Origin of the sequence: Comamonas endophytica (assembly GCF_023634805.2) — a bacterium.
Taxonomy (GTDB): Bacteria; Pseudomonadota; Gammaproteobacteria; order Burkholderiales; family Burkholderiaceae_C; genus Comamonas; species Comamonas endophytica.
Genome location: NZ_CP106882.1, coordinates 338,371 through 357,371, shown reverse-complemented (window position 1 = coordinate 357,371; position 19,001 = coordinate 338,371). Strand labels below are relative to the sequence as shown.

Genomic DNA, 19,001 nt, shown 5'->3' with positions numbered 1-19,001 from the left:
GCACCGGGAAAACCCGTTGTTCATCCATAAATGACAACGGTATCATTTGGCGAGCGAAGTAAGCCTAGGAACGCAAGATGCGGCTGAAGATGGATTTCTTGGCACGAACGATTTGGGAAGCGCGCCAAAAAATGGATCCAGGAAGCTTCCGTTCGTCCTGAGCCCGTCGAAGGATGAAGGGCCTGTGCTCAAGTTTTGAGGGCAGGCCGTCCATGGTTCGACAAGCTCACCACGAACAGTTTGGGGAACGGCGCCAAAACAGGATTTAGGTAGTTCTCCGTTCGTCCTGAGCCTGCCTAGCCGGCCGCGTCGAAGGATGAAGGGCCTGAGCTCAAGTTTTAGGGCCAGGCCGTTCATGGTTCGACGAGTTCACCACGAACGGTTTGTTGGCCAAGCTTCGCCAGCATCGCAACAATTTGATCTTTAAAAAATGACAACGTTGTCATACAGAAGAACAATCAACGACGGTGCCTTTCAGAGAATTCAAGCACGCAATTTTTATAACGAAGGAGACAAGCATGAAAAAGACACTGACAGCGCTTTGCCTAGGTTTCGCCGCCTTGGCAGCCCACGCCCAGACCTGGCCCGACAAGGCCGTGACCCTGGTGGTGCCGTTCCCGCCCGGCGGCTCGACCGACCAGGTGGCGCGCGCGGTGGCGCCGCTGATGGGCAATGCGCTCAAGCAGTCCTTTCTGGTGGAAAACAAACCCGGCGCCACGGGCACCATCGGCGCCACCTACGTCAAGCGCGCGCCGGCCGACGGCTACACCTTCCTGGTCAGCTCGCTGGGGCCCCTGGCCATCACGCCGCATCTGATCAAGGGCATGCAGTACGACCCGCTCAAGGACTTTGACTTGATCACGGTAGCGGTGCAGTCGCCCAATGTGCTGGTGGTGCCGACCCATTCGCCGCACAAGACGGTGGCCGATGTGATTGCCCATCTCAAGGCCCAGCCCGGCAAGATGACCTTTGCCTCGGCGGGCCACGGCACCAGCGACCATCTGACGGCCGAGCTGTTCTGGCAGCAGACCGGCACCTCAGCCATCCATGTGCCCTACAAGGGCGGCGCGCCCGCGCATACCGACCTGATGGGCGGGCAGGTCGATGCCTCGTTCCAGAACATCAACGCGGTGGTCCAGTACATCAAGGGCGGCAGGATGCGCGCGCTGGCCATCACCAGCGCCGCGCGCTCGCCGGTGCTGCCCGAGGTGCCGACGCTGGCCGAAGCCGGCGTGAAGAATGTCGAAGTCACCTCCTGGCAGGCCATCGTCGCGCCCAAGGGGCTGCCGCCGGCAGTGCGCGAGAAGGCGCACGCTGCGTTTGCCCAAGCCCTGAACGACCCCAAGGTCAAGGACCAGTTCGTCTCGATCGGCTTCGAGATGGTGGTCAATACGCCGGCCCAGTTTGCCGAGTTCCAGCGCAAGGAATACGCCAAGTGGAAGTCGGTGATCGAGACCGGAAAGATCACCATCGATTGATGCCTCCCATGCTCCGGGCACGGCATCGGCCACTGCCCGGGCGCTTGTTTTCCCTTTTTCAGCCGCTTTGCCATGTCCTCCTCCACACCTTCCGCCGCCAGTGATGCCATTTCCTGGGTCCGCGTCTCTTCCTGCTACCTGCCGCTGGCCAACCCGATCAGCGACGCCAAGGTGCTGACCGGGCGCCAGAAGCCGATGACCGAGATCGCCATGCTGTTTGCCGAGATCGAGACCCGCGACGGCCACCGCGGCCTGGGGCTGAGCTACTCGAAGCGCGCCGGCGGCCCGGGCCAGTTCGCGCATGCCAAGGAAATCGCGCCGGCGCTGATCGGCGAGGACCCCAGCGACATCTCGCGCCTGTGGACCAAGCTGTGCTGGGCCGGCGCCTCGGTGGGGCGCAGCGGCATGTCCACGCAGGCGATCGGCGCCTTCGACGTGGCGCTGTACGACCTCAAGGCGCGCCGCGCCGGATTGTCGCTTTCCAAGCTGCTGGGTTCGCAGCGCGACTCCGTGCAGTGCTACAACACCTCGGGCGGCTTCCTGCACACGCCTATCGAGCAGCTGGTGGTCAATGCCGGTGCCTCCATCGAGCGCGGCATCGGCGGCATCAAGCTCAAGGTCGGCCAGCCGGACCGGGCGCTCGACATCCAGCGCGTGGAAACCGTGCGCAAGCATCTGGGCGAGCATGTGCCGCTGATGGTCGATGCCAACCAGCAGTGGGACCGCCCCACGGCGCAGCGCATGTGCCGCATCTTCGAGGAATTCAACCTGGTGTGGATCGAGGAGCCGCTCGACGCCTATGACTTCGAGGGCCATGCGGCGCTGGCCGCCACCTTCGACACGCCGATCGCCACCGGCGAGATGCTGACCAGCGCCGCCGAGCATGGCGAACTGATACGCCACCGCGCAGCCGACTACCTGATGCCCGACGCGCCGCGCGTGGGCGGCATCACGCCCTTCCTGAAGATCGCGGCCCAGGCCGAGCACGCCGGCCTGAGCCTGGGCCCGCACTTCGCGATGGAGCTGCATGTGCACCTGGCTGCGGTGTATGCCACCGAACCCTGGGTCGAGCATTTCGACTGGCTCGAGCCGCTGTTCAACGAACGCCTGGAGATCAAGGATGGCCGTATGCTGGTGCCCACGCGCCCCGGCCTGGGCCTGTCCCTGAGCGAGCAGGCGCGCGCCTGGACGCGCGAAGTGGCAGAGGTGGGGCAGCGGGGCTGAGAACCCACTGCGCTGCCCTCGCTTACTTGACGGCCGCGATCGCGTCCAGCGTCTTCTGGCCGAACTTGGTGGCGAACTGCTTGTAGGCCGGGGCCAGCGCGGCGCGGAAGGCTGCCTGGTCGACTTCGCTCACCACCTGCACGCCATGGCGCTTGATCTCCTCGACGCCGCTCTTCTCGACGTCATCGACGAACTTGCGCGACGCCAGGCTGCCGGCACGCGCGCCGTCGGCAAAGGCCTTCTTCTGCGCATCGCTCAGGCCGTTCCAGACCGAGGGTGAGACGATCAGCACCATCGGCGCGTAGACATGGCTGGTCAGCGACAGGTATTTCTGCACCTGCCAGAGCTTGGCGGAGGTGAACACCGACACCGGGTTTTCCTGGCCGTCGATGGTGCCCTGCTGCAGCGCGCCGATGACTTCGGGCCAGGACATCGGGGTCGGTGCCATGCCGAGCTGGCGGAAGGCGGCGATATGCGTCTGGTTCTCCGTGACGCGGATCTTCAGGCCCTGGGCGTCCGCGGGCTTGACCACCGGGCGCTTGTTGTTCGACAGGTGGCGAAAGCCCTGCTCGCCCCAGGCCAGCGCGATCAGGCCGCGGCTCTTGAACTTGGCCAGCAGCTCCTCGCCGATCTTGCCGTCGAGCACCGCGCGCGCATGCGCCGTGTCGCGGAACAGGAAGGGCACGTCCATCACCCCGGCTTCGGGCACGAAGTTGCTCACCGCGCCGTTGGAGACCACCACGGCTTCCACGGTGCCCAGCGTCAGGCCCTCGATCAGCTCGCGCTCGCCGCCCAGCGCGCTTGAGGCGAAATGCTTGAATTTGAAGGCGTTGCCGGTGGCTTTCTCCACGCTGTCGGCCCAGGCCAGCGCGCCCGCGCCGAAATGCGAGTTCTGCGCCAGGGCGTAGCCGATCTTGATCTCGCGCGCCTGCTGCGCGCCCACTTGGCTGGAAAGCGCCAGCCCCACGGCGGCGGCAAGGGTCAGGCAGGAACGGCGGGTGATGCTCATGGTTGTCTCCGGTATGCGTTGGATGGGTGCGCAGCCCCCGGCCGCGCAGGCTTGCGCACGATAAACCGGATGGCGGCGGAAATTTGCTTCGGCGCGGGATTTTTCTGCCGTGGCGGCTCCTTCGCGGGCATGGCGCGAGCGCGGATCCGGCATGCGCCGCATGGCCTGGTTCTTGCATGCCCTGGCAGGCCGTTGCCCGCGGCGCAAGGCAGACGCTCCGGACCGGTGCCTGAACGGTGCGCGAATGTCGCGCCGAAGTCAGCCAAGCACCTGTCCAGCGCTTATGCTTGAGCCGCCGCAGAGACAACGGCACGTGTTTTCCTTGCAAAAACCACAAAAGGTACTCCATGAGCCTAGCCACTTCCAGGCGCCCCGACTGGCGCCTCAGCACCACCCTGACAGCCTGCCTGCTGCTGCTTTCCGCCTGCGGCGGCGGCAACGGCGACGGTGTCGACAATGCCGTGGTGACCCCCCCGGTGACCCCGCCCGTGACCGAGCCGGCGGTGCCCGATACCGCCTGCGAGGTGGTCAACAGCGGCGGCTCCGTGGTCGTCGGCTCCGGGCTGCCGGGCGATCCCGCGGCGCCCGAACCGGCATCGGGCTACCGCCTGGGCAAGACGGCGGTGCATGCCAAGCAGTACATGGTGGTGACGGCCAATCCGCTGGCCTCGCGCGCCGGCTGCGACGTGCTCAAGCAGGGCGGCTCGGCCGTCGACGCCGCCGTGGCGGTGCAGATGGTGCTGGGGCTGGTGGAGCCGCAATCGTCCGGCCTGGGCGGCGGTGCCTTCATGCTGCACTACGACGCGGCGCAGAAGAAGGTGGTGGCCTATGACGGCCGCGAAACGGCCCCCGCCGCGGCCACCGAGAACTACCTGCGCTGGGTCAGCGATACCCAGCGCACGGCGCCCCAGCCCGGAGGCGCGCGCGCCAGCGGCCGCTCCATCGGCACGCCCGGCGCGGTGCGCATGCTGGAGATGGCGCACAAGGACCACGGCAAGCTGGCATGGAATGGCCTGTTCGGCTCGGCCGAGCAACTGGCCTCCAATGGCTTCCAGATCAGCGGCCGCATGGCCGACGCCATCCGCGGCGGCGCCACCGGCCTGTCGCGCGACCCCGAGGCCGTGGCCTACTTCTTCAATGCCGACGGCAGCCCCCGGGCCCTGGGCACGACCATCAAGAACCCGGCCTATGCCGCAACGCTCAAGACCATCGCCGAGAAAGGTGCCGATGGTTTCTATACCGGCGCCGTGGCGCAGGGCATTGTCGACAAGATCCGGGTCACCAGCGGCGGCACGCCCGCGGTTGCCATCACCCCGGGCCTGACCACGATGGAAGACCTGGCCAACTACCAGGCCAAGCGCCGCGATCCGGTCTGCACCACCTACCGCGCCTACTGGGTCTGCGGCATGTCGCCGCCGTCGTCCGGCGGCATCGCCGTCGCCTCGGCGCTGGGCATCCTGGAGAACTTCGACCTGTCGATCCACAAGCCCACCGCCATCGACATCGAAGGCGGCAAGCCCACGGTGATGGGCGTGCATCTGGTGAGCGAAGCCGAACGCCTGGCCTATGCCGACCGCGACAAGTACGTGGCCGACACCGACTTCGTGTCGCTGCCCGGCGGCTCGCCGGCCATGATGCTGGACAAGAACTACCTGCGCAGCCGCGCCGGCCTGATCCGCTTCGACCGCAGCATGGGCACGGCCAGCGCCGGTGTCTTCGGCACCGCGCCCGCGGGCGTGAGCCTGATCGAGGAGCGCGGCACCACGCACTTCAGCATCGTCGACAAGCAGGGCAATGCAGTGGTGATGACGACCACGGTGGAGGCCGGCATGGGTTCGTACCACATGACGCAGGGCTTCCTGCTGAACAACCAGCTGACCGACTTCTCGGCCACGCCGACGGACAGCACCGGCGCCCCCGTGGCTAACCGCGTCGAGCCCGGCAAGCGTCCGCGCAGCTCGATGGCGCCGACCCTGGTGTTCAAGAAGAACGCCGATGGCAGCATGGGCGACTTCCTGATGGGCACGGGCTCGCCCGGCGGCGGCACCATCATCCAGTACGTGGTCAAGACCGTGGTCGGCGCCCTGGACTGGGGACTGGACGCGCAGCAGGCAACCAACCTGGTGGACTTCGGCGCCAGCAACAGCGCCACCACCTCGCTGGGCGGCGAGCATCCGAGCATCAACACCGCCAACGGCGGCGCCGACGACCCGCTGATCATGGGCTTGCGCGGCCTGGGCCACACGGTGTCGACCAGCGCGCAGTCCAGCGGCATCGGCACCATCATCCGTGTACAGCGCAACGGCCAGAGCCTGCTGCAGGGCGGCGCCGATCCGCGCCGTGAAGGCATCGTGCTGGGAGACGCCATCCAGCCCTGAGGCAGCACCTGCCCCATGAAAAGCGCCGGCCGCGGGAGATCGCGGCCGGCGCTTTTTTCATGGCGCAGGGCGTTCGGCCCTGTCCTCCCGAATCACCAGCGCACGTTGAAGGTGCTTTCCAGCTCCGCCACCTGCTCCTGCGCGAGCGGGGCAGGGCGCGGGTTCAGCATCAGCCAGAGGCGCGCGGTTTCTTCCAGTTCTTCCAGTGCATGCGCCGCGTGGGTGACGCTGGGCGCCCACACCACCGGGCCCAGGCGTTCGAGCAGCACGCCGCGCACCTCGGGCGCCAGCGCCGCGACCTGCTCCGCCACGCTGGGCGCGCCGGGGCGGGCATAGGGGATCAGGGGCACGCGGCCGATCTTCATGACCTGGTAGGGCGTGATCGGCGGCAGCACCGCTTCGGGCGAAGCCACGCCGGCCAGCGTCAGCGCCACCAGGTGCGTCGAGTGGGTGTGCAGCACGCAGCGCGCCTTCGCGTTGCGCTCGTAGATGCCGCGGTGCAGCGCCAGCGTCTTGGAGGGCTTGTCGCCGGAGACCCATTCGTTGGCCGCGCTCACCTTGGCCAGGCGCGCGGGGTCGAGCGTGCCCAGGCAGGCATCGGTCGGGGTGATGAGCCAGCCGTCTTCCAGCCGCGCGCTGATGTTGCCCGCAGTGCCGGTGGTGTAGCCGCGCGCGTGCAGACTCGCGCCGACCTCGCAGATCTCCTCGCGCAGCCGTACTTCGTCGCCGAACGCGGCCGTCATGCGGCGGCTCCATCGAGGCGCTTGAGGGCCTTGTCGAAGAAGTCCTCGCTGCCGAAGTTGCCCGACTTGAGCACCACGGCCAGCGCCTTGTCGTCGCCCAGCGACTGGGTCTCGGGCACGCCGGGGTCGATCTGGCGGCCGATGCGCAGCGCCTGCAGTTGCAGCGCCTGGATCACCGCACCCGAGGTCTCGCCGCCCGCCACCACGAAGCGGCGCGTGCCGGAGTCACGCAGCTGCGCCGCCACCTGGCCGAGCGCCTCCTCGATCAGCGCGCCGGCGCGCGCCACGCCCAGCTCGGCCTGCACGCGGCGCACTTCCTCGGGGCTGCTGGTGGCGTAGACCAGCGCGGTCTCGCCCGAGCGCGCCAGGGCCAGCGCGGCGCTGACCACGTCCTCGCCACGTGCCAGGGCCAGCGGGTCGATGCGGTAGGCCGGACGGCCGCTTTGCAGCCAGGCCGTGACCTGTCCATTGGTGGCCTTGGAGGCGCTGCCCGAGAGCACGACGGCCGGGCCGTCGATGCGCTCGAGCTGTCCGGCGTCGCTGTCCCGTAGCTTGCCCAGGCGGCGGAAGTTGGCCGGCAGGCCCTGGGCCACGCCCGAACCGCCGGTGATCAGCTGCGCATCGGCGCAGGCCTCGCCCAGCGTCACCAGGTCGGCATCGCTGATGGCATCGGCAATCGCCAGGCGCACGCCCTCGGCGCGCAGCGCGGCAATGCGCTCGCGCACGCCCTCGGCGCCCTGCGCCACGGCCGGTTGGGCGATCAGCCCGACCTTGGACCGGCTCTGCGACTGCAACACGCGCACCAGGTCCGGGTCGCGCATCGGCGTGAGCGGGTGGTTCTCCATGCCCGATTCATTGAGCAGGCGCTGGTTGACGAACAGGTGGCCCTGGTAGACGGTGCGGCCGGCGCCGGGAAAGGCCGGGCAGGCAATGGCGAAGTCGGCTCCCAAAGCTTCCTGCAGCGCCTCGGCCACGGGGCCGATGTTGCCTTCGGCGGTGGAATCGAAGGTCGAGCAGTACTTGAAGAAGAATTGCGTGCAGCCCTGCGCCTGCAGCCAACGCAGCGCCTGCAGGCTCTGCGCCACGGCTTCATCCACGGGGGCGGTACGGGATTTGAGCGCGATGACGATCGCGTCGGCATCCAGCGAGGCCGCGAGGGAGGCCGAAGGCACGCCAATGGTCTGCACCGTGCGCATGCCGCCGCGCACGAGGATGTTGGCCAGGTCGGTGGCGCCGGTGAAATCGTCGGCGATGCAGCCCAGCAGGGGTGGAAGCTTGTTCATAGGTGTTTGAAAAATGTGAATAAATGGTACGCGACTTCACAAATTTGAACAACCTGGGGCTATTCCTGTGATTTCTTGTGAGGTTTTGTGAATAATAGATGGACGCGCTGCCTTCAATGCACTGGACCATCTATGAATTTCGAGCTTCTGTTTGCCGACCAACCCGAGCGCAAGGTGCGCTACACCCTGACCGGCGCCAAAGGCGGCTTTGCCCGCACGCTGCTGGCGCAGACGCGCCTGATGCCGCGCCTGGTGCCGTCCGCGCTGTGCGATCTGGACGTGCCCGGCCTGCGCGCGATGTGCGAGGAGCTGGGTTTCCCCGCCGCGCAACTGGTCGAGTGCCACAGCGCCGACGATATCGCTGCGCTGCCCGCCGATGCCATCTGCCTGGTGGCCGATGCCGGCCTGCTGCGCCATGTGGCGCATGACATCCTGGTCGAGGCCACGGGCAATCCCAAGGTCGGCTACCGCGTGGCCTGCGAGGCCATCGAGGCCGGCCGCCATGTCGCCATGGTGAGCAAGGAAGTCGACACCGTCGCCGGCATCACCATGTCGCGCCTGGCCAAGGCCCGTGGCGTGGTCTACACCACCGCCGACGGCGACCAGCCCGCCAACCTGATCGGCTGGGTCAGCTGGGCGCGCACCCTGGGCCTGGAGATCATCGCCGCCGGCAAGTCGGGCGAGTACGACCTGGTGTTCGATCCGCGCAGCGGCGAGGTGCGCCAGCTGGACGAGACGCGCTCGATCCCCGAGCTGGGCGATCTGCTGGCGCTGGGCGACGACATTCCCGCCACGCTGGCCGCGCGTCGCGCCGCGCTCAAGGGCTGGAAGACCAGCGCCACCGCCGATTACTGCGAGATGGCCGTGGTGGCATCGAACACCGGCCTGACGGCCGACGTCGAAGCCATGCACTATCCCGTGGCGCGCACCGCCGAGCTGGCCGACATCTACGCGCTGCGCGAAGACGGCGGCATCGTGCAGCGCCCGGGCGTCATCGACGTCTTCAACGTGCTGCGCCTGGCCGACGAGGCCAGCTTCGCCGGCGGCGTGTTCGTCGTCGTGCGCACCGGCGACGGCCCGACCTGGCAGCTGCTGGCACAGAAAGGCCATGTGGTCAGCCGCAATGGCCGCTACGCCTGCATGTACCTGCCCTACCACTTCATGGGCGTGGAAACGCCGATCAGCCTGCTCAACGCGGTGCTGCACGGCCGCGCCTCGGGCAGCGACAAGCCGGCCCAGCACGCGATCCTGGCCGGCCGCGCGATCGAGGACATTCCCGCCGGCACGGTGCTGCGTATGGGCGGCCACCACCACGACGTGACCGGCGTCAAGCCGGTGCTGCTGGCACGCGCCGAGGCAGACGCCAATGTCGCGCCGCTGTACCTCGCGGCACACGCCACGACGGCGCGCGAGATCCGCGCCGGCGAGCTGATCACGCTCGACGACATCAGCGGCGACGATCCCGCGCTGCGCGCCGCCTGGCTGGCGGGTCTGCAGGACTGATCCCGGCGGCAGCATGAGCGAGACCGTCGAGCATTCCAGCGTCCGGGCTGCCGGGATGATTCCCGCGCAGCGCCGCGAGACCATCGTGCGCCAGCTGCACAAGCACCAGGTGCTTAGCATGCACCAGCTCACCGAGCTGTTGGGCTGCTCGCACATGACGGTGCGCCGGGATGTGGCGGCGCTCGAGGAGCAGGGGCGGGTGTATGCGGTGCCGGGCGGCGTGCGCATCGCCAGCCACCAGACCGTCGAGCCCACGCACCAGGCCAAGTCGGTCACCGAGCTGCCGCAAAAGCGCGGCATCGCGGCGCAGGCCGCGCGCCTGCTCAAGCCGGGCATGACGGTCTACCTCGACGCGGGCACCACGGTGGCCTGCCTGATCCCGCGCATCGTCGAGCTGGCCGACATGACGGTAATCACCAACGACTTCCATGTCGCGCTGATGCTGGCCGAGGCGCCCCAGGTCACGGTGGTGCACACCGGCGGGGTGCTCGACCACCGCAACGGCTCGAGCATCGGCCCCCTGGCCGCGGCCACGCTGCGCCAGCTCGTCGCCGACATTTCCTTTCTTTCGGCCAGCGCCTGGGACCTGGAGCGCGGCGTCACGACGCCCTCGGCGCCCAAGGTCGAGGTCAAGCGCGCGGCCATGGCCATCGGCTCGCAGCGCGTGCTGCTGGCCACCAATGCCAAATACGGCACCTACGGCACCTACCGCGTGGCGGCCCTCGGCGAGTTCGACCTGATCGTCACCGACGACACGCTGTCCGAAGCCGCGGCGCAGCGCATGCGCGAGGCTGGGCTCGATCTGGAGATCGCCCGCGCCCTGCCCGATGCGGCCGCAGAGCCGCACTGATCATTTTTCAAAAACTGGAGATATCCCCATGGCATTCCGCCTAAAATTCCCTGCCTTTGCCCTCGCGGCGCTGTTGCCCTTTGCGGCCTCGGCCCAGACCAACTGGCCGGCCAAGCCGGTCACCATCGTCGTCGCCTATCCCGCCGGCGGCGCGGCCGACATGCTGGCGCGCCTGGTGGCGCCGAAGATGGCGGCGGTGCTGGGCCAGCCCGTCGTGATCGAGAACCGCGGCGGCGCCGCCGGCCAGATCGGCGCGGGCTATGTGGCGCAGGCGCGGCCCGACGGCTACACCATCCTGGTGGACGGCGGTGGCTACGCCATCAACCCGACGCTGTTCCCCAAGCTGCCCTACGATCCGGCCAAGGCCTTCACGCCGGTCGGCATCCTGGGCGTGTTCCCGCTGGTGCTGACGGTGACGCCGAACCACCCGGCCAAGACCACTGCCGACCTGGTGCAGATGGCGCGCTCGGCGCCCGACTCCATCTCCTACGCCTCGCCCGGCACGGGCTCGACCCAGCACCTGGCCACCGAGCAGTTCCTGCAGCAGGCCAAGGTGAAGATGACGCACATCCCCTACAAGGGCGGCACCCCGGCCATGGCCGACGTCATGGGCGGACATGTGCCGGTCTACGTCGCCAACATCGGCTCCTCGCTGTCCAACATCAAGGCCAACAAGCTGCGCCCGCTGTCGGTGATGGCCGCGCGCCGCTCGCCGCTGCTGCCCGACGTGCCGACGCTGGCTGAAGCCGGCGTGCCCAACGCCGAAGCCTATGAATGGAACGGCATGTTCATGCCCGCCGGCGTGCCGCCCGCAGTCGCCGCCAAGCTGACCCAGGCGCTGAACACCGCGCTGGCCGCGCCCGATGTCAAGGAACGCATCACCAGCGTCGGCGGCGAGCCCTTCACCGGCAGCCCCGCCGAAGTGAAGAAGTTCATCGACCTGCAGGTGCAGCGCATGGGCAAGGTGATGCGCGACGGCAATATCCGCGCCGAGTAAGCGGCGGGCGCCGGCATTCGCCGGCGTTTCACCCAAGGAACGACGGCCTCCAGGGGCGGGGGCCGTCGATGCAATGGGAGCCGTGGCGCTCCAGCCTCCGGGCGCCAGCCTCGCTGGCCCACATCCCGCTCCCTGAAACAAGCCTGCCTGTTCCCTCGGGCTGCAGCTGTCCTCCTTTCCTCCTTCCGGCTGTTGCGCACCTGCCTGCTGCGCAGCCATTGCCGCTGCTTTCCCGCAGCCCGCGCCAGCAGCATCCTTCATAGCCAGCCAGCCAGCCAGCCAGCCAGCCAGCCAGCCAGCCAGCCAGCCAGCCAGCCAGACAGCCAGTCCTGTCCGTGGCTGCTCCGGCCCCCAAGCTTTCACGCACTCCGCTGCGTGGCAGGGTGCAGCCATTCTTCCCCTCGTTGCTCTGGAATCCATCTCGGGTCGCTTCGAGATGTCCGTCAGATGGACAGTCTTATGAAAATTTGACACAAGACAAACTATCCATAAAATGGACAGCAGTCTTGCCAGACGAACAAATTATTCCAACTGTCCCACGGAGACGACCTTGAACAAAGAAATGTCCGAAACGCTCACCCGCGTCGGTCCCGGCACGCGCATGGGCAATCTGATGCGCCGCTACTGGGTGCCGGCGCTGGCATCGCGTGAAATCCCCGAGCCCGACGGCCCGCAGGTGCGCGTGCAGCTGCTGGGCGAGAAGCTGCTGGCCTTTCGCAACACGGATGGCCAGGCCTGCCTGATCGGCGAGTTCTGCTCGCACCGCGGCGTGTCGCTGTACTTCGGGCGCAACGAGGAGAACGGCATCCGCTGCGCCTACCACGGCGTCAAGTTCGACGGCCGTGGGCAGTGCGTGGACGTTCCCTCGTCGCCGCAGGCTTGCTCGCGCATGCACATCAAGGGCTACCCCTGCGTCGAGCGCGGCGGCATCGTCTGGGCCTACATGGGCCCGGCCGAGGAGCAGCCCGCGCCGCCCGAGCTCGAGTGGTGCACCTTGCCGCCGGAGCATGTGTTCGTCTCCAAGCGCCTGCAGTACAGCAACTGGCTGCAGGCAATGGAGGGCGGCATCGACACCGCGCACGTGTCCTATGTGCACCGCTACGAAGTGGACACCGACCCGATGCACCAGGGCGTCAAGGCGCTCGACTACATCAAGGCCGACGGCAACGTGAAGTTCGAGATCGAGCAGACGCCCTTCGGCCTGAGCCTGTTCGGGCGGCGCAATGGCGAGCCCGACTCCTACTACTGGCGCATCACGCAGTGGCTGTTCCCCTGGTTCACGCTGATCGCGCCCTTCGGCAACCATGCGCTGGGCGGCCATGTCTGGGTGCCCATCGACGACCACAGCTGCTGGGCCTGGAGCATCAACTGGCAGCCGGGCCAGCCGCTGACCGACGAGGAGCGCCAGGCCATGGAGGAGGGCAAGGGCATCCACGTGGAATACGAGGCGCCGGGCAGTTTCATTCCGAAGGCCAATCGCGACAACGACTACGGCATGGACCGCGTGGCCCAGCGCGAGGAACGCTCGTACAGCGGCATCTTCGGCTTCTCGGCGCAGGACTATTCGCTGCAGGAGAGCATGGGCACGATCCAGGACCACGAGGCCGAAAGGCTGCTGCCCACCGACAAGGCCATCGTCATGGCGCGGCGCATGCTGCATGAAGCCGCGCTGGGACTGGAGCAGGGCCAGACCCCGCCGGCGCTCGACGCCGGCGCGCAGCACGTGCGCCCCGCGGGCGTGCTGCTGCCGAAGGAGCAGGACCCCGTGGCCTGGGCGCGCGAGGAACTGGCCGACGCGACGAAGAAGCCGGTCTTCAGCCTTTGATGCCCGCGCCCGGCAGGGCGCATGACCCTGCCGGATCCATTAGAACAACGGAGACAGACCCATGAAGATCCACCGCAAGCTGGGCGCCGCCCTGGCGTTATGCGCCTGCGCCATGTCCGCGGCCGCGGCGCAGGCCGCGCCCGAGTGGCGCCCCACCAAGCCCGTGCGCATTGTCGTGCCCATCACCGGCAGCACCAACGATGTGCTGGCGCGGCTGATCGCGCCCAAGCTGCAGGAGGCGCTGGGGCAGCCCTTCGTCGTGGAGAACAAGCCCGGGGCGGGCGGCAACATCGGCGCCTACGAGGTCAGCCGCGCCGCGCCCGACGGCCACACGCTGCTCATCGGCTACAACGGGCCGATGGCGATCAACGTGACGCTGTTCGACAAGATGCCCTTCGATCCGCAAAAGGATTTCGCCCCCATCACGCTGGCGGTGAAGTCGCCACAGTTCCTGGTGGTGAGCCCGGACAGCGGCTTCACCGACATCAAGGACTTCATCGCCAAGGTGAAGGCCGACCCGAAGAAGTACACCTATGGCTCGGTGGCCGTGGGCAGCGCCTCGCACCTGACCATGGAGATGATGAAGTCGGCGGCGCATTTCCAGATGACGCACGTGCCCTACCGCGGTGCGGGGCCGGCCGTGACGGACCTGATTGCCGGCAACATCCACGCCGGCTTCTTCGTGCCCGGCAACGTGCAGGGTTTCGTCAAGGAGGGGCGCCTCAAGCTGCTGGCCTCGACCGGCTCCCAGCGCTTTCCCAGCACGCCCGACGTCCCCACGCTGGCCGAGTCCGGGCTCAAGGACTTCGAGGCCACCTCCTGGATCGGCCTGCTGGCGCCGGCGCGCACGCCGCCGCACATCATCAACACCTACCACCAGGCGATGGTGCGCATCCTGAACTCCCCCGACATCAGCAAACGCCTGCAGGAAATGGAATTCGAGACCGTGGCGGGCACGCCCAGGCAATTCAGCGACTGGATCGGCACCGAGATCGGCCGCTGGGGCAGCGTCATCAAGGCCACCGGCGCGAAGGCGGACTAGCCATGAACCACTCCAGACTGGCGGGACGCACCGCCCTGATCACGGGCGCCGGCGCCGGCATCGGCGCCGCGGCCGCCCACCTGTTTTGCCGCGAGGGCGCGGCCGTGCTGCTGGTCGATGCCAACGCGCAGGCGCTCGAGCGCACGCGCCTGGCGATCAGCGGCGCGCTGCCCGATGCGCGCCTGGCCTGCCTGGCCGCCGACGTGGCCGACGAGGCCGCCGCGCTGGCCGCGGTGCGGCAATGCACGGCGCAGTGGGGCGGCCTAGACATCCTGGTCAACAACGCCGCCATGCGCAACTACAGCGCCGCCGCCGACGCCACTGCGGCCGAATGGCAGGCCATGGTCGGCGTGAACCTGGTCGGCATGTCCAACTACTGCCGCGCGGCGCTGCCGGCGCTGCGTGCGTCGGGCGCGGGCAGCATCGTCAACGTCTCATCCTGCTACGCGGTGACCGGGCGCAAGGGCATGGCGCTGTACGACGCCACCAAGGCCGCGCAGCTGGCCTATACGCGCAGCCTGGCATTCGAGGAGGCGGCGCATGGCGTGCGCGCCAATGCCGTGTGCCCGGGCTCGACGCTGACCGACTTCCACGTCGGCCGCGCGCAGGACAAGGGCAAGAGCATCGAACAGCTCAAGACCGAGCGCAAGGACACCTCGCTGATCGGCCGCTGGGCCGCGCCCGAGGAGATCGCCTGGCCGATCGTCTGGCTGGCCTCCAGCGAAGCCTCCTTCATCACCGGCACTACGCTGATGGTGGATGGTGGCCTGCACATCATGTGATTGCCATGTCTTCCAATACCCTCCAAGCCCTGGTCCACCAGCTGCGCCACGAAGCAGTGGGCATCGTCAGCATCGAGCTGCGCCCGCTGGCGCCCGCTACCGGGTTCGCGCAGGCGGTGGAAGCGGGCGCGCATATCGACCTGCATCTGGCCGAGGGCCTGGTGCGCAGCTACTCGCTCGTCAACCCCGGCGAAAGCCACCGCTATGTCGTGGCCGTCACGCTCGATCGCGCCAGCCGCGGCGGCTCGCGCCATGTGCACGAGCGGCTGCGCGTCGGACAGACGATCGCCATCGGCGCGCCGCGCAACCATTTCGCCCTGCAGGAGGCCGCGCCGCGCAGCGTGCTGCTGGCGGGCGGCATCGGCATCACGCCGATCTACGCCATGGCGCAGCGCCTGGTCGCGCTGGGCCGGCCCGCGCATCTGATCTATTGCGCCGCAAGCCGCGAGGGCGCGGCCTTCGTCTCCGAGATCGGGGCGCTGGCCGCCGCTTCGCAGGGCCTGCTGACGGTGGACTGGCATTTCAGGAGCGAGCGCGGCGTGCGCCCCGCATTGGACCAGCTGCTGGCGGCCCAGCCCGCGGATGCGCATTTCTACTGCTGCGGCCCGCAGTCGATGCTCGATGACTACGAGCGCGCCTGCGCCGCGCGCGATCCGGCGCAGGTGCACCTGGAGCGTTTCGGGGCCGGGCCGCGATCGCCGGACCAAACGCCCGGGGAAGGTTATTGCGTCGAACTGCGCCGTTCCGGCAAGGCGGTGCATGTCGCGCCCGGCGTGGCGCTGCTCGATGCGCTGATCGACGCCGGCCTGAACCCCGATTACAGCTGCCGCGAGGGAGTCTGCGGCGCCTGCGAGGTGAAGGTGATCTCGGGCGATGTCGAGCACCGCGACCTGATCCTGACGAAACAGGAGCAGGCGGCCAACCGGTCGATGATGATCTGCGTCTCGGGCTGCCGCTCGGGCACGCTGGTGCTGGACTGCTGAGGCCGCAGCATGAAGGCTATACGCCATTGTCCGTCTGGCGGACACTCAGGGTAAAGTGCTGCCATGACCGACAACAACGCTGCCGACAAGGCCGAATCCGACAAATCCGAAGGCGGCGTGCGTGCCGTCCAGCGCGCATTGGACATCCTGCTGGCATTCAAGCCGGCGGACGATGGGCTGCTGGTTTCCGAATTGCTCAAGCGCGTGGACCTCAGCCGCCCCACGCTGTACCGCTTGCTCGACACGCTCGATGCCAAGGGCTTCCTGGTCTCCGAGGGCGAGCCCCAGCGCTTCAGGCTGGGGCCGGCCGTCGCCCAGCTGGCGCATGCATGGTCCTCGGGCACGAGCTACGAGACCGTGGCCCATCCCATGATGCGCAGGCTCTGGGAAAGCACCCGCGAGACGGTCTCGCTGCATGTGCAGGAAGGCACCCACAGGGTGTGCGTCGCCGAGCTTCCCAGCACCCAGCCGCTGAGCTTTCGGCGCGGCGTGGGCTACCGCGAGATGCTGGTGCGCGGCGCCAGCGGCCGCTCCATCCTGGCGTGGCTCGACCCCAAGGCCGCCGACCTGAGCACCTACGGTGCGCAGAACGCAGCCGATGCCAAGCGCGTGATGCAGCAGCTCGGGCAGATCCGCCAGCAGGGCTACGCGATGAGCCGGGACGAACTGATCCAGGGCGCGGTGGCGATCGCTGCGCCCTTTTTCGAGAGCAGCGGCCGCGTCGTGGGCTCGCTGGGCCTGTTCGGCCCCAGCGCCCGGCTCAGCGAGGAACTGGTGCAGCGCTATGGCGCGATGCTGATGCACGAAGCGCAGCAGCTTTCGGCGGCGCTGGGTTTCAAGGCGGCGGCGGGCGTGCCCAACGCGAACTAGCAGCCGGGTGCGGCCCGGGCGCCGCGCCGGCTTCGGCCTATTGGCATCACTGCGTGTCCTGCCATTCAGGGCAGCCATCCAGCCGGCTTCTAGAATTGTTTCGTCAACCGAGACAATCCCATGACTGGATGTTTGCACCGCGTCCTGCGCCGGCTGCTTTTCATGGCAGCGGCCGGGCTGCTGCTGGCGGGTATGGCGCAGGCGCAGGGCGGCGACGGCTATACGCAGACGCGTTATCCGATCATGCTGGTGCACGGGCTGTTCGGCTTCGACACGACGCTGGGCATGGAGTATTTCTATGGCATTCCCGGCGCCTTGCGCCAGGGCGGGGCGCGGGTCTACGTGGCGCGTGTATCGGGCGCGCACAGCACCGAGGTGCGCGGCGAGCAGCTGCTGGCGCAGGTCAGGAACGTGCTGGCGCTGTCGGGCGCGGCCAAGGTGCATCTGATCGGGCATTCGCATGGCGGGCTGACCGCGCGCTATGTGGCCGGCGTGGCGCCGCAGCTGGTGGCCTCGGTCACGGCCATTGCCGCGCCCAACCGGGGCTCGCGCCTGGCGGACATCGTGCGCAACGCCACGCCGCCGGGCTCGGTGTCGGAATCCGTGGCCAAGGGCGCCGCCAGGGCGCTGGTCGGGCTGATCGGCCTGTTTTCTGGTGGCGAGCGCCTGCCGCAGATGCCCGCAGCGGCGCTGAATTCATTCACCACCGCGGGCATTGCCGACTTCAACCGCCGCTTTCCGCAGGGCGTGCCCAGCGGCTGCGGCCATGGAGAGGAGCTGGTGGACGGTGTGCGCTACTACTCATGGACCGGCACCAGGCTGCTGACCAACCCGCTTGACCCCTCCGACCTTCCGCTGAGCCTGTTGGGCCTGGTGTTCGACGAACCCAATGACGGGCTGGTCACTGCCTGCTCCGCGCGGCTGGGAACCCATCTGGGCGACTATCCGCACAACCACCTGGACCAGATCAACCAGATGCTGGGGCTGCGCGGCTGGTTCTCGGTCGATCCGGTGGCGCTGTACCGCCAGCATGCCAACCGCCTGAAGCTGCTGGGGCTGTAGCCATGGCAACCCATCCGCATGCCTGGGCGGCAATTGCCATCGCGCTGGCCCTGGCGCTGGCCGCGGTGCTCTGGCGCCAGGCACGGCCGGCACCGCCCGGGGGCGAGGTCCGGCTGTCGAGGATGGGCGAAACGGCTGTCATCCAGCCGGTGCATCCGCCCGCTCGCGCACCGCGCATGCAAGCCACTCCTGTCTCCGATCCGCTGCTCGCGCCGGGCCTGCGCCATACGCTGGAGATGCTGCTGCTGGAAGCCGGGGAGGCCGGTGACCCGCCCCAGCTCAAGCAGCGCATCGCAGCCCTGGTGGGCGCGCATTTCCCGGCCGGGCTGACGGCACGCGCGCTGGCGCTGGCCGAACGCTATGTGGATTACCGCGTCGCGCTGGGCCAGCTGAACGCGCCGCAGGACCCAGACGATCCGCAGGCGCTGCGCCATGCGCTGCGGGCACGCGATGCGACGCGCCTGCGGTACTTCGACATTGCCGAATACGATGCGCTTTTTGCGCGCGAGGACGAGACGGAGCGCCATGCCCTGGCGCGGATGGAAGCCGCGCTGGCTTCCGGGCTGGACCCTGAGCAGCGCAGGCTGGCGCTGCAGGCGGCGGACGCCTTGCTGCCGACGCAAAAGCGAGCCGAGTACAGCGCCATCACCGAGCATCTGGCGGCCGCCGAGCAGACTGCCGCCTTCGACGCCCGCAACGCGGATCCCGCCATACGCCATGCCGTGCGCAGCGCGCGCTGGGGCGAGGCCGCGGCGCAGGCGCTGGCGGCGCTGGACCGCGAGGAGCAGCACTGGCAGCAGCGGCTCGCGCAGTACAGCCAGGCGCTGGCACAGCCGGGCCGCGACGGCGCCGCGCTGCAGCTGCGCCAGCAGCTGTTTTCCGCTCAGGAGCAGCCGCGCATCGATGCAGCGCTGGCGCTGCGGCTGATGGCCGCCGAAGCCGCGACCGAATGATCGGCGCCTTGCCGCCCAA

At 68.4% G+C, this 19,001-nt stretch carries 16 protein-coding genes; 13 read left to right on the top strand and 3 right to left on the bottom strand.

The features are described from left to right. Nucleotides 1–518 precede the first annotated feature (518 nt). Both M9799_RS18605 and M9799_RS18600 read left to right on the top strand, forming a co-directional pair. Nucleotides 519–1,478: a Bug family tripartite tricarboxylate transporter substrate binding protein gene (locus M9799_RS18605; protein WP_231043749.1), complete on the top strand. Its 960-nt coding sequence runs from the start codon at nt 519–521 to the stop codon at nt 1,476–1,478. 72 nt (nt 1,479–1,550) lie between these two features. After that, a complete protein-coding gene (locus M9799_RS18600) occupies nt 1,551–2,702 on the top strand; it encodes an L-talarate/galactarate dehydratase (protein WP_231043750.1) in 1,152 nt (383 codons plus the stop codon). 22 nt (nt 2,703–2,724) lie between these two features. On the opposite strand, the gene M9799_RS18595 is transcribed toward M9799_RS18600, so the two are convergent. Then, nucleotides 2,725–3,711 (bottom strand): TRAP transporter substrate-binding protein, encoded by a 987-nt coding sequence (locus tag M9799_RS18595; protein WP_231043751.1) that lies wholly within the window; start codon nt 3,709–3,711, stop codon nt 2,725–2,727. A gap of 347 nt (nt 3,712–4,058) precedes the next feature. On the opposite strand from M9799_RS18595, the gene ggt reads away from it, so the two are divergent. Then, the gene (gene ggt, locus M9799_RS18590; protein ID WP_231043752.1) at nt 4,059–6,089 is read left to right on the top strand and encodes a gamma-glutamyltransferase; all 2,031 of its coding nucleotides are present in this window, start codon (nt 4,059–4,061) and stop codon (nt 6,087–6,089) included. 92 nt (nt 6,090–6,181) lie between these two features. Here the strand turns inward: ggt and otnC are convergent, their stop codons facing one another. Continuing rightward, entirely contained in the window at nt 6,182–6,832 is a 651-nt protein-coding gene (gene otnC, locus M9799_RS18585) for a 3-oxo-tetronate 4-phosphate decarboxylase (protein ID WP_231043753.1), read from the bottom strand. Then, complete coding sequence (gene otnK, locus M9799_RS18580) at nt 6,829–8,115, bottom strand: 3-oxo-tetronate kinase (RefSeq protein ID WP_231043754.1); 1,287 nt, start codon at nt 8,113–8,115, stop codon at nt 6,829–6,831. Before otnK ends, otnC begins: the two co-directional genes overlap by 4 nt. Nucleotides 8,116–8,247: 132 nt before the next feature. Here otnK and M9799_RS18575 point away from each other — a divergent pair, with 132 nt between their 5' ends. The 10 genes from M9799_RS18575 to M9799_RS18530 all read left to right on the top strand — a co-directional run bounded on the left by M9799_RS18575 (nt 8,248) and on the right by M9799_RS18530 (nt 18,982). Next, nucleotides 8,248–9,618: a homoserine dehydrogenase gene (locus M9799_RS18575; RefSeq protein WP_231043755.1), complete on the top strand. Its 1,371-nt coding sequence runs from the start codon at nt 8,248–8,250 to the stop codon at nt 9,616–9,618. Between the two features lie 13 nt (nt 9,619–9,631). Further along, entirely contained in the window at nt 9,632–10,468 is an 837-nt protein-coding gene (locus tag M9799_RS18570; protein WP_231043756.1) for a DeoR/GlpR family DNA-binding transcription regulator, read from the top strand. Between the two features lie 28 nt (nt 10,469–10,496). Continuing rightward, on the top strand, nt 10,497–11,465 hold the full coding sequence (locus M9799_RS18565; protein WP_231043757.1) for a tripartite tricarboxylate transporter substrate binding protein: 969 nt from the start codon (nt 10,497–10,499) through the stop codon (nt 11,463–11,465). Nucleotides 11,466–12,015: 550 nt separating this feature from the next. After that, nucleotides 12,016–13,290, top strand: a complete 1,275-nt coding sequence (locus M9799_RS18560; protein ID WP_231043758.1) for an aromatic ring-hydroxylating dioxygenase subunit alpha — start codon at nt 12,016–12,018, stop codon at nt 13,288–13,290. A 61-nt stretch (nt 13,291–13,351) separates the two neighbouring features. After that, nucleotides 13,352–14,332: a Bug family tripartite tricarboxylate transporter substrate binding protein gene (locus M9799_RS18555; protein ID WP_231043759.1), complete on the top strand. Its 981-nt coding sequence runs from the start codon at nt 13,352–13,354 to the stop codon at nt 14,330–14,332. 2 nt (nt 14,333–14,334) lie between these two features. After that, nucleotides 14,335–15,114, top strand: a complete 780-nt coding sequence (locus M9799_RS18550) for an SDR family NAD(P)-dependent oxidoreductase (RefSeq protein ID WP_231043760.1) — start codon at nt 14,335–14,337, stop codon at nt 15,112–15,114. 5 nt (nt 15,115–15,119) lie between these two features. Continuing rightward, complete coding sequence (locus M9799_RS18545; RefSeq protein WP_231043761.1) at nt 15,120–16,097, top strand: PDR/VanB family oxidoreductase; 978 nt, start codon at nt 15,120–15,122, stop codon at nt 16,095–16,097. 63 nt (nt 16,098–16,160) lie between these two features. Beyond that, nucleotides 16,161–16,967: an IclR family transcriptional regulator gene (locus tag M9799_RS18540; RefSeq protein ID WP_231043762.1), complete on the top strand. Its 807-nt coding sequence runs from the start codon at nt 16,161–16,163 to the stop codon at nt 16,965–16,967. Nucleotides 16,968–17,087: 120 nt separating this feature from the next. Beyond that, nucleotides 17,088–18,029, top strand: coding sequence for an esterase/lipase family protein (locus M9799_RS18535; RefSeq protein WP_231043763.1), 942 nt, complete (start codon nt 17,088–17,090; stop codon nt 18,027–18,029). Between the two features lie 2 nt (nt 18,030–18,031). Then, nucleotides 18,032–18,982 carry a lipase secretion chaperone gene (locus M9799_RS18530; RefSeq protein WP_231043764.1) on the top strand — a complete coding sequence of 317 codons (951 nt, stop codon included), beginning with the start codon at nt 18,032–18,034 and terminating at the stop codon, nt 18,980–18,982. Nucleotides 18,983–19,001: the final 19 nt, after the last annotated feature.

Excerpts from the sequence above, each read along its gene's own strand:
- M9799_RS18605 (WP_231043749.1), top strand. The coding sequence starts at position 519 with ATGAAAAAGACACTGACAGCGCTTTGCCTAGGTTTCGCCGCCTTGGCA.
- M9799_RS18600 (WP_231043750.1), top strand. The coding sequence starts at position 1,551 with ATGTCCTCCTCCACACCTTCCGCCGCCAGTGATGCCATTTCCTGGGTC.
- M9799_RS18595 (WP_231043751.1), bottom strand. The coding sequence starts at position 3,711 with ATGAGCATCACCCGCCGTTCCTGCCTGACCCTTGCCGCCGCCGTGGGG.
- ggt (WP_231043752.1), top strand. The coding sequence starts at position 4,059 with ATGAGCCTAGCCACTTCCAGGCGCCCCGACTGGCGCCTCAGCACCACC.
- otnC (WP_231043753.1), bottom strand. The coding sequence starts at position 6,832 with ATGACGGCCGCGTTCGGCGACGAAGTACGGCTGCGCGAGGAGATCTGC.
- otnK (WP_231043754.1), bottom strand. The coding sequence starts at position 8,115 with ATGAACAAGCTTCCACCCCTGCTGGGCTGCATCGCCGACGATTTCACC.
- M9799_RS18575 (WP_231043755.1), top strand. The coding sequence starts at position 8,248 with ATGAATTTCGAGCTTCTGTTTGCCGACCAACCCGAGCGCAAGGTGCGC.
- M9799_RS18570 (WP_231043756.1), top strand. The coding sequence starts at position 9,632 with ATGAGCGAGACCGTCGAGCATTCCAGCGTCCGGGCTGCCGGGATGATT.
- M9799_RS18565 (WP_231043757.1), top strand. The coding sequence starts at position 10,497 with ATGGCATTCCGCCTAAAATTCCCTGCCTTTGCCCTCGCGGCGCTGTTG.
- M9799_RS18555 (WP_231043759.1), top strand. The coding sequence starts at position 13,352 with ATGAAGATCCACCGCAAGCTGGGCGCCGCCCTGGCGTTATGCGCCTGC.
- M9799_RS18550 (WP_231043760.1), top strand. The coding sequence starts at position 14,335 with ATGAACCACTCCAGACTGGCGGGACGCACCGCCCTGATCACGGGCGCC.
- M9799_RS18545 (WP_231043761.1), top strand. The coding sequence starts at position 15,120 with ATGTCTTCCAATACCCTCCAAGCCCTGGTCCACCAGCTGCGCCACGAA.
- M9799_RS18540 (WP_231043762.1), top strand. The coding sequence starts at position 16,161 with ATGACCGACAACAACGCTGCCGACAAGGCCGAATCCGACAAATCCGAA.
- M9799_RS18535 (WP_231043763.1), top strand. The coding sequence starts at position 17,088 with ATGACTGGATGTTTGCACCGCGTCCTGCGCCGGCTGCTTTTCATGGCA.
- M9799_RS18530 (WP_231043764.1), top strand. The coding sequence starts at position 18,032 with ATGGCAACCCATCCGCATGCCTGGGCGGCAATTGCCATCGCGCTGGCC.